Annotated in this window: 10 protein-coding genes; 3 read left to right on the forward strand and 7 right to left on the reverse strand. The window is 69.2% G+C overall.

The genetic code is table 11. From position 1 onward, the window contains the following. The 4 genes from ACREPD_RS11865 to ACREPD_RS11880 form a co-directional block, all read right to left on the reverse strand. Positions 1 to 2675 (reverse strand): type 2 lanthipeptide synthetase LanM family protein (locus ACREPD_RS11865; protein ID WP_431599524.1); only part of this gene is annotated, 2675 nt, incomplete at its 3' end. A gap of 82 nt (positions 2676 to 2757) precedes the next feature. Next, on the reverse strand, positions 2758 to 2964 hold the full coding sequence (locus tag ACREPD_RS11870; RefSeq protein ID WP_431599525.1) for a DUF6229 family protein: 207 nt from the start codon (positions 2962 to 2964) through the stop codon (positions 2758 to 2760). A gap of 220 nt (positions 2965 to 3184) precedes the next feature. Further along, the gene (locus tag ACREPD_RS11875) at positions 3185 to 3823 is read right to left on the reverse strand and encodes a hypothetical protein (RefSeq protein ID WP_431599526.1); all 639 of its coding nucleotides are present in this window, start codon (positions 3821 to 3823) and stop codon (positions 3185 to 3187) included. Between the two features lie 98 nt (positions 3824 to 3921). After that, complete coding sequence (locus tag ACREPD_RS11880; protein ID WP_431599527.1) at positions 3922 to 5172, reverse strand: patatin-like phospholipase family protein; 1251 nt, start codon at positions 5170 to 5172, stop codon at positions 3922 to 3924. Positions 5173 to 5403: 231 nt separating this feature from the next. Here ACREPD_RS11880 and ACREPD_RS11885 point away from each other — a divergent pair, with 231 nt between their 5' ends. Next, a complete protein-coding gene (locus tag ACREPD_RS11885) occupies positions 5404 to 5613 on the forward strand; it encodes a hypothetical protein (RefSeq protein ID WP_431599528.1) in 210 nt (69 codons plus the stop codon). A gap of 60 nt (positions 5614 to 5673) precedes the next feature. Here ACREPD_RS11885 and ACREPD_RS11890 read toward each other — a convergent pair whose 3' ends face one another. Next, positions 5674 to 6618: a LysR family transcriptional regulator gene (locus tag ACREPD_RS11890; protein ID WP_431599529.1), complete on the reverse strand. Its 945-nt coding sequence runs from the start codon at positions 6616 to 6618 to the stop codon at positions 5674 to 5676. Positions 6619 to 6745: 127 nt separating this feature from the next. On the opposite strand from ACREPD_RS11890, the gene ACREPD_RS11895 reads away from it, so the two are divergent. Beyond that, positions 6746 to 7876 carry an alkene reductase gene (locus ACREPD_RS11895; protein WP_431599530.1) on the forward strand — a complete coding sequence of 377 codons (1131 nt, stop codon included), beginning with the start codon at positions 6746 to 6748 and terminating at the stop codon, positions 7874 to 7876. Here ACREPD_RS11895 and pip read toward each other — a convergent pair. Together pip and ACREPD_RS11905 are read right to left on the reverse strand one after the other, a co-directional pair. Continuing rightward, positions 7852 to 8814: a prolyl aminopeptidase gene (gene pip, locus ACREPD_RS11900; protein ID WP_431599531.1), complete on the reverse strand. Its 963-nt coding sequence runs from the start codon at positions 8812 to 8814 to the stop codon at positions 7852 to 7854. The genes ACREPD_RS11895 and pip overlap by 25 nt on opposite strands. 49 nt (positions 8815 to 8863) lie before the next feature. Beyond that, positions 8864 to 9310 (reverse strand): hypothetical protein, encoded by a 447-nt coding sequence (locus ACREPD_RS11905; RefSeq protein ID WP_431599532.1) that lies wholly within the window; start codon positions 9308 to 9310, stop codon positions 8864 to 8866. Positions 9311 to 9436: 126 nt separating this feature from the next. Between ACREPD_RS11905 and ACREPD_RS11910 the strand changes: the two genes are divergently transcribed. Beyond that, the gene (locus tag ACREPD_RS11910) at positions 9437 to 14176 is read left to right on the forward strand and encodes an ATP-dependent helicase (RefSeq protein ID WP_431599533.1); all 4740 of its coding nucleotides are present in this window, start codon (positions 9437 to 9439) and stop codon (positions 14174 to 14176) included. Positions 14177 to 14181 lie beyond the last annotated feature (5 nt).

A 14181-nucleotide genomic window follows, 5' to 3' on the forward strand; every position in this document is an offset into this window, starting at 1 on the left:
GACGAGATGATCTCGGCGGCGGCAACGTCGACCGGATAGGGGCAGCCCTCCGGATCCACTGCCGCAGCGCGCACCAGCAGCTCCCGCGTGGACAGGTCGCCATGGCACAAAGTGTGGCTGAAGCCCCATTTTCCATTGGCATCGCCCACCGCCCGCCGCAACATGTGCCGGAATTCCGGCTTGCCGGTGCGCGCCAGCAGGTCGGCGGCCGCCAGCCCGATGCCCACACTGCCATGGCACCAGGTGGGGAAGTTCTTCTGCCCGTCCTTGAGGTGGATATCCCGCCAGCGACCGGTATCGGGCTCGTACAGCGCGTCCTGGAAGGCGAATGCCCCCTCGGCGAGGTCCTGCCACGCGTGGCGTTCCGCCGCCGTGCCGGCCGCGGTCAATGCCAGCCTGGCCAGTGCCCAGCCGATCCCCATGGCCCCGTGACCGAAGCCGCCGATGGGCTCCTCGAACTGCGGCGTGGGCCAGCGCACGCCATGGGCGTCGACCATCGCCGTGGCCTGCAGGCGGCGCGCAGCGGCTGCGGCGATGTCGAGCCACCGCGCCTCCCCGGTGGCCTCGCTCAGGCCAATCAGCGGCACGATAGCGCCTGCCACGCCATCGAGCAGTTCGGATTTCGGTACGGCGTCGAAACCTGTCGAGCCGATCGCCTCGGCGCTGTCGCGCGCGAGGTCCAGCAACTCGGGCCGCCGCAGCAGCGCGTGCAGTGCGAGCAGCGTCCAGATCCGGGAACCGGCACCCACCAGGCCGCCACCCGGGTCGGGCGGGTCGCGCCGGCACATCGTCATGTACACCTGCACCGCGCCCTGCATGGCCTCGTGCAGCCCGTCGACCGCGTCGGCCCGCCCGGCCTGCACTTCACACCAGTATCCGGCCAGACTGAACGCGATCCCGCCCAGGCCGAAGTACAGATCAGGCTGCACCGGCTGTACGGTCCAGCCGGTGCGGGTGATCTCCGGCGTGATCCAGGTCATGGTGCCGTCCTCACCGCGGATCGACAGCCGGATCAGGTTGTCCGCCGCTGCCGCGGCCTGCCGGCGGCGGCGCGCATCGAGATCCCGCCCATGCGGGGCCGTGGCGGCGTACGAATACCCTTCGCGGGCCTCGGCACGGGCCAGTGCGTGTTCGTTGAGATCGGTGGCCACCAGCGTGCTGCGGATGGTCACTTCTTCAAGATCGATCCGCATGCCGCGCCAGCCGGACACCACGATATCGATCCGCGCCGCATCGAGGACCGACACGAAGATGGGAATGTCGCCGTGACGCATGGCCTCGATCTCACCCTGTACGTCCACGGGGTCGGCCGACGCGGCCGGTGCCACCGCCGCATTGCGAACCAGCAGGTCCATTGCCGTAGCCACCGCGCGGGCTTCATCGTGCAGCGAGGCCGGGTGCCACAGCATGCGGCCGAGTTCGGCATAGGCCATGGTCGGCCGGCGCACATCGCGCACCTGGCAGCCCTCGAAGCGGCGCAGCAGTACCGCCAGTTCGCCGCTTGCATCCAGTGCGCGCAGGTGCCGGCTGGCCTGCATGAAGCCGGTACTGATGTGGTCCCAGAAACGTGACACGTCCGGGGACGGGCTGGGATGGTTCTGGGCCACCGCGAAGTCCGCTTCGATCAATCCCAGGCGCGGCGCGCCTTCGGCATCGTCGACAATCACCGGCACGCGAACCTTCGGCTGCTCGCCGGGCAACGCGCCTGCGGCCGAAAGATCCACGCCCTCCATACCGAGCCCGGCGGTGCGGAACGGCACGATGCCGGTACGCAGCACGGAGTTGCGCATCAGGCGCACGGCGATGTCGTAGGCCTGGCCGTAGCCAGTGGCAGTGGCTTCAATCGGTTTGGAGAACACGCTTTCGGAGTCCACCACCACCGGTACCGGCCCGACCGCGATCAGGTTCTCCAGATGGATGTCGGTGCCGCCGATCAAGCGGAGCACGGCGAGCCAGTGGCCCAGGCCGCGATAGTAGGTCTGCAGTTCTTCGTCGTTGGAACAGTAGCGGTGGGCGGCGAACGCGGCCCAGCCATGCGTACCATGATCAATCACCCGGGGCACGCGCACCCGGTCCACCGCATCGGGAAACACGCTGGCCAGAAACGCGTCCAAGGTGGCGTCTACCCGCAGCGAGCGGGGCTTGTACATCACCGTGCCGCCCTCGAATGCAAGCCGGGCAACGGTGCGTCCACCCGCATGCAGGTCGCCCTTGCCGAGCGACACCGCCAGCAGGCGCCCGGCAGGGGCATCGAGCAACGCATGCAGCTGCTGGCGATCGGTGCCGATGCGCCCGGCAAGTTCGAGGATGGCAGAACGTTGTGCGTGGATCATGCGCTCGAAGCGGGGCCACAGCACGGGATAACGTTGGTCGAGATGCGCCCGGAAGGCGTGGGTGAGGGCAACTGCTTCGAACTGCTGCAGCTGCGCCACAGGATCCGGTGCGGAAACCTGACCGCTGCGAATGGCGGCATGTAATTCCAGCAGCAGCAGCCGGTTCAGCTTGAGCTGCGCATTGCCGAGCAACGCCTGTGCGGCTTCGGTCTGGATGATGTCCACTTCGCCTGCATCGAGCGCAGGTGCGGCGACAGCCAGCGCGTCGGCCAATCCACTGAGGGGCTCGGCAAGGAAGTGGCGCACGATGCGTGCGAGTGTATTGGCGGCGGTAGCAACCATTGCGTCCCCTGCAGTCTGCCCAACGTTGCGGGAATGTCGAGGCGGCGCGCAGCCAGTGCGGCTGCGCGCCGGTCAGGCTAGATCAGCAACACAGGCAATGGTTGACCACGGACATGGTGGTCGTGCACTCGCCGCCACCGCCGGTGATCATGGTGGGTGCTACGCCAGTCAGCGCAGCATCGGTAGCGTTCTGTCCGTAGATGAAAAGCGAACCGGCCGGGTTTTCGCAGCCGTCTACACTGTCGGCACCGTTGAGCCAGCCTGAAACGACGTCGTCATTCAGTTGCATTGTGCTTTCTCCAAGTGTTCCATCTTGAGGTGAGGAAGGCGCCACCATTGCAGGCGCCTCTGATTTACGGCCACTCCATGGCATCAGGAAAGCGAACGCGATACCGGGAGACGGGATTGGCCGCGGATTTACAGTGGACCCCGTTTTCGGTGAAGTCAAACTGAGTAATGGCTCACAAAATGAAGTGACCTTGCTTCACGGCGGGTCCGTTCCGAGATAATCAGTCGACCCAATGCACCGCGTTCAGTGACGCAGAAAGTTTCTGCTTTGCATCATCGTTGCTGAAGGGGGGCGAGCGCGGCGGATCATAAACGTCCGGCTGGGTGCCGGCCACGACCAGGTCAATCGCATAGCAGCGGCCGTGCTGCACCGCGCGATAACTGTCCACCGAAACATAGTGGCTCATGGCGGCGTCGCTGGCGCTGAAGTGCGTGAATGCCACGCCGTCGATGTCGACGCTGCGGGTGGGACGCGTTGCCTCTGCAGAGGGAGTGAGGCAGGCCGCGATCGCCGCAGGATCATCGCTGCGGCCCACCCGCAATTCGGCGGACGTGACCTCGTTCGAGCCATCCAGGACCAGTGCCGCCAGCGGGGTACCGGGGAGGTCCGGTGGTGCGAACACGGCCCAGCGATCCATGGCCAGATAGCTGCGCGTGAAGTCACGGTGCAGCGTCATCCCGGGAACTGCATCGATGGCGATGCCCGGCGCAGTCTCGGCAAACGCCGGGGCCGGGTGTGCGGCCGCAGCAGCTGTAACAGCGGCCGCCTTGGCCGCGCCGGGGTCGGCACCACTGGGTGCGGCGGCTGTGGACGACGCGTCGGGGCCCTGCTGGCTGCAGCCGAACAGCGCGCTGAGCATCAGCAGGGTCAGGGGAACACGAGGAAGGTTGCGCATCGTTGCTTCTACTCCAGTTTCCACGCCAGTGGGTCAGTGGAACACTGTAGTGCCACCCGCGCTCAGGGAGTGTCAGCGGGTGTCATCCCGGGCGGTCGCGACAGCCATACGGGGCCGGCGCGGGCGCGCTGGTAGCCCACGTCGTAGAGCATCTTCATGCGCGCGGGGTCGAAGGTGGTGGCCTCTGGCAGTGCCAGCGTGGAGTCGATGGTGACCCAGGCGAATCGCGCGTTGTCGCGGCGCGCGTAGGCATATTCGCGGAACAGATCGCCGATCATGCCGGCGCGACCGGCGACGTCGATGCTGCGGAAGGCGATGCCACGCAGCGAGCGTTCGGCGGGTGTGGAGGCGGCGTTGAGCTGGCCGTTGTGGATCATGAACGTGTCATACGTCGCTGGGGCGCGCGCCAGTCGGGTGTAGATGCGCTGCGGATCGATGATGCCGGCGTGCAGGAAGATGTTGGCGGCCACGAAGCCATCCACGTGCATCTCGTCGTAGCGTTTGCCGTGCACGTCGACCTCGATCAGCACCGGCGGGAAGGCGATGGGTATCGACGACGAGGCCAGCATCACGCGGCGGAACAGTGCCAGCGCCTCGGGTGTTTCGCGCGTGGCGATCAGCCCCATGTTCCAGACCACGAAGTGCCGCGCATCCAGATCGGCCGTGCCGATGTAGAGGCGGCGCCCGGCACGATGCTCGGCGGCGATCTTGGCCAGCAGCGGCGCGTCGATGGCGCGTTCGATCAACGCCTCCAGCGGCGCGGTCTGCGCCAGCGACTCGCGCCGCAGCAGCGCCATCAGCGGGTTGCCGGCGGTGAACACATCGGCATCGGACGTGGTGGTGTAGAAACGCTTGAGTGCCGCGTCGTAGTCCGCGCCGAGAAACGCATAGGGCGCCATCAGCGCACCGGTGGATACCCCGGTCACGATCTTGAAGGTCGGGCGGGTGCCGGTCGCGGTCCAGCCGTTGAGGAAGCCCGCGCCAAAGGCGCCGTTGGCACCGCCGCCGGACAGCGCCAGGTGCGGATAGTGGATACGCCCGTCGCCGGCCACCGGAAAGTCCTCCGGCCGCTCGTCGCGCATCGACTGCTCGAAGTCGAGCTCCATGTCCCGGTTGGGCCGGCCGGCCCAGCCGCGCACATCCGGCATGCCGGGCACGGTCGCCCAGGCGATCTGGTCGGCGGGGACGGGGTTGCGGGGCAGGGTGGCGCAGCCGCCAAGCAGCAGGCAGGCCAGCATCGCCCAGCCGTACACAAGCGCCGACACGCCCCAATGGGCGGCAACGGCGCGGCAGCGGGCGGTGATCGCATCCACCAGGGGCCTCGGGGCGAACAAACGCCCCGAGCGTGGCACCCCCGCCGCGCCGGGTCTACAGTAAAACCCGCAATGCCCACCGCCCCGGATACGGTCACGTCCGCCGCGCTGGCTACGGTAGAGCCACCCCATGGGTGGCTGCTGCAACCCCCAACGGAATATGCCAAAGTCGCCCACGCGCGGCGCGGGGGATGCGGCCGGGCGCATCCATACACTCAACAGGGGAAGGACGTGGACGCGAGAAAGCTCTGGGGCATCATCCTCATCATCATCGGCGTGGCGATCTACCAGGCCGCGAGCCAGTGGGCGGTCCAGCTGGACGCCACCCAGCGCCAGCAGAGTCTGTCGGCGTTCGCGCACCTCATGTCGGCGCTGTCCATCATCCCGATGGCGCTGGGTGCGTACCGGCTGGTCACCGAAGGCAAGCCGCCCGCGCCGTAGCGCCGGGCTCTGCCCGGCTGCTTGTGCCGCGCTGCCCGCGGTAGCCACGACGGCGTGGCTCTACGCGTTGTTGCGTGCGCAGGACGTCGCATCCCAATGCGGCGGTGTGCCGAACGCTTGCAGCAGAAATGCCGTCACTTCGCGCACCTTGCGTGAGCGGAGTTTGTTTTCGGGTGAGAGCAGCTGGATGTAGGAGGCCTCGGTGGCGACCGCGCCTTCCCACGCGCCGAGCAGGGGCACCAGCGCGTGCTGCGCGAAGCTGTCGCGGTTGAACAGCCAGCTGGGAAACAGCACCACGCCATGCCCGTCGAGTGCGGCGGCGAGCAGTACCTCGGCGTTGTTGCTGCACAGCGGGCCAGTCACGTTGATGCCCTCGAACGCCTGCTGGGGCGCATCCCGGAAGTACCAGCGCTGGGTGCCAAGCTGGCCCTTGTAGAGCAGGCAGCGATGGGCCAGCAGATCGGCGGGACGCTGCGGGGTGCCGTGCATTGCCAGATACGCCGGGCTCGCTGCCAGGATCTGGCGCTGGGCCGCGACCGTGTGCCCGATGAGGCCGGAATCGACCTGCGGCCCGATCCGCACCGTGATGTCCGCGCCTTCCTGCACCGGGTCGATGTAGGCATCGGTAAGCTGCAGCTCGACGTCCAGCGCCGGGTGCTCGGCCTGCAGCGCGTTGATCGCCGGCGCCACATGCAGCCGCCCGAATGCCTCGGGCGCGTTGATCCGCAGCCGACCGGCGAGCGAGCCGTCATCGCGGCTGAGGTCGTCCACCGCCGCGTCCAGCAGGTCGATGGCTTCGCGAGCCTGCTGATGGAAGCGCTCGCCGTCCTCGGTCAGACGCACCGCACGGGTGCTGCGGTAGAACAGTTGCCGCCCCAGGTCCTTCTCGAGCGCGGCGATGAAGCGCGAGACGGACGAGGCCGGCACCCGGAAATGCCGGGCGGTGGCGAGGAAGCTGCGGGTGCTGGCCACCATCAGGAAGTAGCGCAGGGCCTTGAGCTGCATGGGGCGGGCTCCCGTAGTGCGATTTGGGCAATTGTGATTTGCCGGATGGGCGGATTGTAGCTCTATCGGCATCTGCCTAGCATGGTCGCCTGCCCGCACTGGCGGGTCCCTCCCCAGGAATCCTGCAATGACGTCCCTGTTCACCCCGTTCGATCTCGCCGGTACGCCGCTGCGCAACCGCGTCGTGATGGCGCCACTGACCCGCGCCCGTGCGCCCAACGACATCGCCGACGAACGCATCGCGCTGTATTACACCCAGCGCGCCACTGCCGGCCTGATCGTCAGCGAAGGCACCCCGATCTCGCAGGAGGGACAGGGCTACCTGTTCAACCCGGGCATCTTCCGGCCGGAGCAGATTGACGGCTGGCGCCTCACAACCAATTCGGTACACGCCGTAGGTGGCCGGATCGTGGCCCAGCTCTGGCACGTGGGGCGCGTCTCGCACCCGACCATCCAGGCCGACGGCCGCTTGCCGGTGAGCGCCAGCTCGAAGCAGCCGATGGGTGCACAGGCCTTCGGCTATGACGAGACCGGCAGCCCGGCGCTGGTCGCGCCGCCGGCACCGCGCCAACTGGCCACCGACGAGATCGCCCGCATCGTCGGCGAGTTCGCACAGGCCGCTGCCAATGCGATCGAAGCCGGCTTCGACGGCGTAGAGATCCACGGCGCGAACGGCTATCTGTTCGAGCAGTTCATGAATCCGCTGGTCAACGACCGCACCGACCACTACTCGTCCGACACCATGGAGAACCGCCTGCGCTTTACGCTGGAGGTAATCGACGCCGTGGTGGCCCGCATCGGCGCGGCGCGTACCGGCATCCGCCTGTCGCCGTACGGGCAGCTGTTCGACATGCCGCTGCACGACGAGATCGACACGACCTACGGCGTGCTGAGCAAGGCGATTGGCGAACGCGGCCTGGCCTTCGTGCACCTCATGGACCAGTCCGGCTTCAAGGTCGGCGACGCCGTGGTGGATACCGGTACCGAGAGCGGCTTCCAGGCGCTGCTGCGCACGATCAAGGGCAACCTGCCGAATACGGCGCTGATCCTGGCCGGCGGCCTGGACCGCGCACGTGCCGAACAGTTGATCGATGCCGGCCTGATCGACCTGGCCGCATTCGGCACGCCCTTCATCAGCAACCCGGACCTGGTGGCACGCCTGCAGAACGGCTGGCCGCTGAACACCCCGGACCGCACCACGTTCTACGGTGGTGGCGCGAAGGGCTACACCGATTACCCGGCGTACGCAGCGGCCTGATCGGCAAACGCATCGGTGGCGCGCACCAGCGCGTCCACCGTGGCCGGTTCGGTCGCGCCGTGCCCGGACAGCACCATCTCCAGCGTGGCTTCCGGCCATGCCTGGGCAAGGTCCCAGGCGCTGCGCGGCGGGCAGATGATGTCGTAGCGCCCCTGCACGATCACTCCGGGCAGGTGGCGGATGCGGTCGATGTCGCGCAGCAGCTGGCCATGTTCCAGGAAAGCGTTGTGGCGGAAGTAGTGCGCCTCGATCCGTGCCTTGGCCAGCGTATCCAGCGGGTCGGCGTCTGAGACGGCGTCGACGTCGTGGACCAGCGTGGCCGCGAAGTCTTCCCAGCCCAGCCACGCCTGCGCGGCGGCGATGCGGGTGGCGTTGTCGTCGCTGTCCATGCGCTGCCAGTAGGCCTCGATCATGTTGCCGTGTTCGCTTTCCGGCAGATGCGCGGCATAGCGCGCCCAGCGCTCGGGGAAGATCCAGCGTGCACCACCATCGGCCTCGTTGAACCAGCGGTTCTCCTCGGCCCGGCCCAGGTACACGCCGCGCACGATCAGGCCGGTGGCACGCGCGGGATACGCCTGCGCATAGGCCAAGGCCAGCGTGGAGCCCCATGAGCCGCCGAATACCAGCCAGCGTGCGATGCCCAGCAGTTCACGAACCCGTTCGATATCGTCCACCAGGTGCGCGGTGGTGTTGTCGCGCAGCTCGCCGAACGGCGTGGACCGGCCGCTGCCGCGCTGGTCGATGAGTACGATCCGGTAGCGCGTCGGATCGAAGAACCGCCGATGGGTGGGTGACACGCCCGCACCGGGGCCGCCATGCAGGAACACCACCGGAATGCCGTCGGGGGTGCCGCATTCCTCCACGAACAGCGTGTGCAGCGCATCGACCGCGAGCTGGTGTTCGCGGAAGGGGGTGAGGGGCGGGTAGAGCGTGCGCATGGTGCAGGCCTCGGGCGAAATGCCTCACAAGGATAGCCCAGCGCGTGGATCAGTCCCGCTGCACCACCACCATCACGTCGCGGGCGGTATCGCGCAGCAACTCCACGGTGAAGTCCGGCGTGCCGCGCTGCGCGCTGACCACCACGTTCCCACCGTCGACAACGGTGACCCGGTAGCGCCCACCCAGCCGCGCGGCCAGGACATCACGCGTGATGTCGGCCACCTGCGCCTCGGTTTCGCCGTCGAGTACCGGAATGTCGACGTGTATCGGTGAATCGTCGCTCGGCCAGATCCGGAAGCTGATCGTTCCGTTCGACGCGGCGCCCTCGTCGAAGGCCACGCGCCAACTGTTGGCGGGTTTCGGTCGGGACGCATCGCTGCTGCTTTGGACAAGCGGCAGGAGGGACTGGGCCTGCCCCCACGAACTCACTGCAGGCAGGACGCACAGCGCAATCACCGCGAGTGCCGATACCGTGCGTTTGGGGAGGCGTTTCATGCTGGAAACCTCGGCGGGAAGGCAACACCGCCTTGGTAACGCGGCAGCGCTTACGCCGGCGTGAAACAGGACCTCCGCACGCATCAGGCCGGTATTTTTACGCAGTGATGGGTAATCTGGTCGTCCATGACGCCGCCGCTCTCCGCCGCCCACCCCCTGGCCCCGTTCGAACCCGCCACCCGCGCCTGGTTCGCCGCCGCATTTCCCGCGCCCACGCCGGTACAGACGGCGGCCTGGGCGTCGATTGCGGCCCGCCAGCACACGCTGGTGATCGCGCCGACCGGATCGGGCAAGACCCTGGCGGCCTTCCTGCATGCCATCGACCAGCTCTACCGCGTCCGCGAAGCGGAGGCGGGCGCCCAACGCGACGACAACCCGCCTCTGACGCGACGCACACGCGTCCTTTACATCTCGCCGATCAAGGCACTGGGCGCGGACGTGCACCGCAACCTGCAGGTGCCGCTGCAGGGCGTGGATGCCGAGCGTGCCCGCCGTGGCGATCCGCCGATCGCGCTGACCGTGGCGGTACGCACTGGCGACACGCCGGCCGCCGAGCGCGCGCGCATGGTCCGCCGCCCGCCGGACATCCTGATCACCACGCCCGAATCGCTGTTCCTGATGCTGACCTCGCAGGCGCGCGAGACGCTGCGCGACGTGGATACCGTGATCGTCGACGAAATCCATGCCGTGGCCGGCAGCAAGCGCGGCACGCACCTGGCGCTCAGCCTGGAGCGGCTGGACGCACTGCTTGCCGCGCCGGCGCAGCGCATCGGCCTGTCGGCCACGGTGCGGCCGGTGGACGCGGTGGCGGCGTTCCTGGGCGGCGACCGGCCGGTCAGCGTGGTCGATCCTGCCAGCCCCCGCCAGCTGGACGTGCGCGTCGTGGTGCCCGTGGAGGACATGGCCGACCTGCCGCCCACGGCGGGACCGGCAAGCGACAAGGAACTGCCCGGGCGGATCGGCTCGATCTGGCCGCATGTGGAAGCCAGCATTCTCGACCAGGTGCTGGCGCGGCGGTCCACCATCGTGTTCGCCAACTCGCGCGGGGTCGCCGAGAAGCTGACCGCACGCCTCAACGAGCTGTACGCCGAACGCGTCGCGCGCGAGACAGGCGTCGTCGAGCCTTCGCCAGCGCCTGAACAATATGGCTCCTACAACGGCGGTACCTCCTCGCGCACCGCCGGCGGCCCGCCGCTGATCGCGCGCTCGCATCACGGCTCGGTCTCGAAGGAGCAGCGGCGCGAGATCGAACAGTCGCTCAAGGACGGCACGCTGCGCTGCGTGGTGGCCACTTCCAGCCTGGAGCTGGGCATCGACATGGGCATGGTGGACCTGGTGATCCAGGTGGCCGCGCCGCCGTCGGTGGCCAGCGCGCTGCAGCGCATCGGTCGCGCCAGCCACCAGGTCGGCGGCACCTCCACCGGGCTGGTCTACCCGCGTACCCGCCGCGACCTGATCGACGCCACCGTGGCGATCGAGCGCATGCTGGCGGGGCACATCGAGGCGGTGCAGCCGCCGCGCAACCCGCTGGACGTGCTGGCCCAGCAGACCGTTGCGGCGGTGTCGGTGGAGACGCTGGATGTGGAGGCCTGGTACGCCTGCGTGCGACGCGCGGCGCCATACCGCAGCCTGCCGCGCAGCGCCTTCGACGCGACCCTGGACATGCTGGCAGGGCGTTACCCCTCCGACGATTTCGCCGGGTTCCGACCGCGCCTGGTCTGGAACCGGCAGACCGGCGAGCTGAGCGCAAGACCCGGCGCGAAACAGCTGGCGGTGACCAGTGCCGGGACCATCCCCGACCGCGGCATGTACACCGTGATGCTGCCCGAGGGCGAGGAGCGCGCCGGTTCGCGACGGGTAGGCGAGCTGGACGAGGAGATGGTCCACGAATCGCGGGTCAACGACATCATTACGCTGGGGGCCACGTCCTGGCGCATCGAGCAGATCACCCACGACCAGGTGGTGGTGACGCCGGCACCGGGGCGTTCGGCGCGGCTGCCGTTCTGGCGCGGCGAGGGCGTGGGCAGGCCGGCGGAACTGGGCGAGGCCGTGGGCGCCTTCCTGGCCACGATGGACGGTGAGGCGGCGGACGGGCAGATCGCGCCCGCACAGCGGGAGCGGTTGCTGGCGTGCGGGCTGCAGCCCAATGCCATCGCCAACATCGTTGGCCTGTTGAACGAACAGCGCGAGGCCACCGGCGTGCTGCCCACCGACCGGCGCCTCGTGGTGGAACGTTGCCGCGATGAGTCGGGCGATTGGCGGGTGATGCTGCATTCGCCGTACGGGCGTCGCGTGCACGATCCGTGGGCGCTGGCGTTGGCCGGGCGCATCCAGGAGCGCTGGGGCATCGACCCGGCGGTGGTCGCCAGCGACGACGGCATCATCGTGCGCATCCCGGATTCCGCCGGCCGCCTGCCGGGCGCCGAGCTGTTCCTGTTCGACCCGGAGCGGCTGCGCCGCGACGTGACCCAGGCGGTAGGCGGTTCGGCACTGTTCGCGGCGAGGTTCCGTGAGTGCGCCGCGCGCGCCCTGCTGTTGCCACGGCGCACGCCGGGCCGCCGCTCGCCGCTGTGGCAGCAGCGGCTACGTGCGGCGGAACTGCTTGCCATTGCACAGCGCTACCCGGACTTCCCGATCCTGGTCGAAGCCGCGCGCGAGGTGCTGCAGGATGCCTACGATCTGGATGCGCTCGATGCCGTGATGCAGCGCCTCACCCAAGGCAGTATCGAAATCGCCGAGGTCACCACCGAGGTGCCGTCGCCGTTCGCGGCGAACCTGCTGTTCGGCTATGTAGCGGAATTCATGTACGGCACCGACGTGCCGCTGGCCGAACGCCGCGCGTCGGTGCTGTCGCTGGATGCGGCGTTGCTCGGCGATCTTCTGGGTCAGGTCGACCTGGGGGAACTGCTCGATCCGCGGGTGGTGGAGCAGGTGGGACGCGAATTGCAGCGGCTCGCGCCCGACCGCCACGCGACCGGCAAGGAAGGCGTGGCCGACCTGCTGCGCGAGCTCGGGCCGCTGACCGGGACGGACGTGGACGCGCGCCTGCACGACACCGGCAACGCCGCCGCGCACCTTCAGGCGCTGCAGCGCGAGCACCGCGCGTTCCCGCTGCGGCTCGCCGGCCGTGACGGCTGGGCGGCCGTGGAAGATGCCGCGCGGCTGCGCGATGCGCTCGCCGTGGTATTGCCGCCGGGGTTGCCCGAGGTGTTCCTGCAGCCGGCAGGCGACCCGCTGGGCGAGCTGTTGGCGCGCTATGCACGCACCCATCCGCCGTTCACCACGGCCGCCGCCGCCGCGCATTGGGGCCTGGGTGTGGCGGTGGCCGATGCGTCACTTGAGCGTCTGGCGGAGCAGGGCAAGCTGCTCAATGGCCATCTCGGTGCCACCACGGCTGATCCGCATCCATTGGCCCGGCGTGAGTGGGTCGGCGAGACGGTGTTCCAGCGCTTGCGCCTGCGCTCGCTGCAGGCCGCGCGCGAGGCCACCCGTCCGGCGAGTCGCGAGGCCTATGCCGCGCTGCTGCTTGAACGGCAGGGGCTGGTGGCCGACGCGAGCGTCGCGACCCGCGCCGATGCCGTGCCCGCGCACGGCGCGCTGCACGGCAGCGACGGCGTGCTGCGCGTCATCGAACTGCTGGCGGGCGTGCCGCTGCCGGCCTCGGCATGGGAACAGCAGATCCTGCCGGCGCGCGTGGCGGATTACGCGCCCGCGATGCTCGACGAAGTACTGGCCACCGGCGCCGTGGTCTGGGCCGGGCACGGGCGGCTGGGCGACGACGACGGGCTGGTGTCGCTGCACGTGCAGGAGCTCGCCGCCGAGACATTGCCCGCACTGCCGGCGGAGGCGCCGTCGCCGCTGCAGGCAACGATCCTGGCGGTGCTGGCCGACGGTGGCGCCTACTTCGCACGTCAGCTGGCGGTGGCGGTGCAGGCGCGGCAGCGGTCGTCGGGTGGGCCTGAAAACGTGGATGCGGACGCGCTGCACGCCGCGCTGTGGGAGCTGGCGTGGGCCGGGTGGGTGACCACCGATCTGTGGACCCCGCTGCGCCATTTGTCCGGTCCCCGCGCCGTACGCCCGCGGGTGAGTACCTCGGCGCGGCAGAGCCGCTTCGCGCGGGGCAGGGCGATGATGATGGACCCACTCGCCGGCGACGGGATGCCGTCCGTGACGGGCACGTTGGGCGCGGCAACACTGGCGGGCCGCTGGTCGCTGCTGCAGCGCGCACCCGTCAGCGACACGGTACGCGCAGTGGCGCTGGCCGAGGGGCTGCTGGAGCGGCACGGCATCGTGACCCGTGGCGCGGCGATCGCCGAAGGCATCGCCGGCGGCTTCCCCGCGCTGGTGCAGGTGTATCGCGGCATGGAAGACGCGGGCCGTGTACTGCGCGGGCGCTTCGTGGATGGCATGGGCGGTGCGCAGTTCGCCGAACGCGGGCTGGTCGATGCGCTGCGCACCGTGGCGGACGCCCAGCACGCCGATGCCCCGGGAATGAGCGTGGGCCTGTCGGCGGTGGACCCGGCCAATCCGTTTGGGCCGGTGCTGCCGTGGCCAGCGCATCGCGCCACATTGCGGCCGGTGCGTCGCGCAGGCGCGCTCGTAGTGATCGGCGGCGGGCGGCTGCGGCTGTACCTGGCCCAGGGTGGCCGCCAGCTGTTGACCTGGTTCGATCCTGACGCACCTGCGTCGGAAGCTGCGATGGTCGCGGCGGCGCAGGCACTGGGCATCGCGCTGCGCCGCAGTCGGCGCAGCCCGTTCACGTTGGAACTGATCGACGACGCGCCGGTGAAGCGCGACGCACTGAGCGAGGCACTGCGTGCGACGGGGTTCTCCCGCGCGCCGAAAGGACTCGACTGGAACGGCTGACCGCA

The organism is Stenotrophomonas sp. (assembly GCF_050737075.1).
GTDB lineage: Bacteria > Pseudomonadota > Gammaproteobacteria > Xanthomonadales > Xanthomonadaceae > Stenotrophomonas.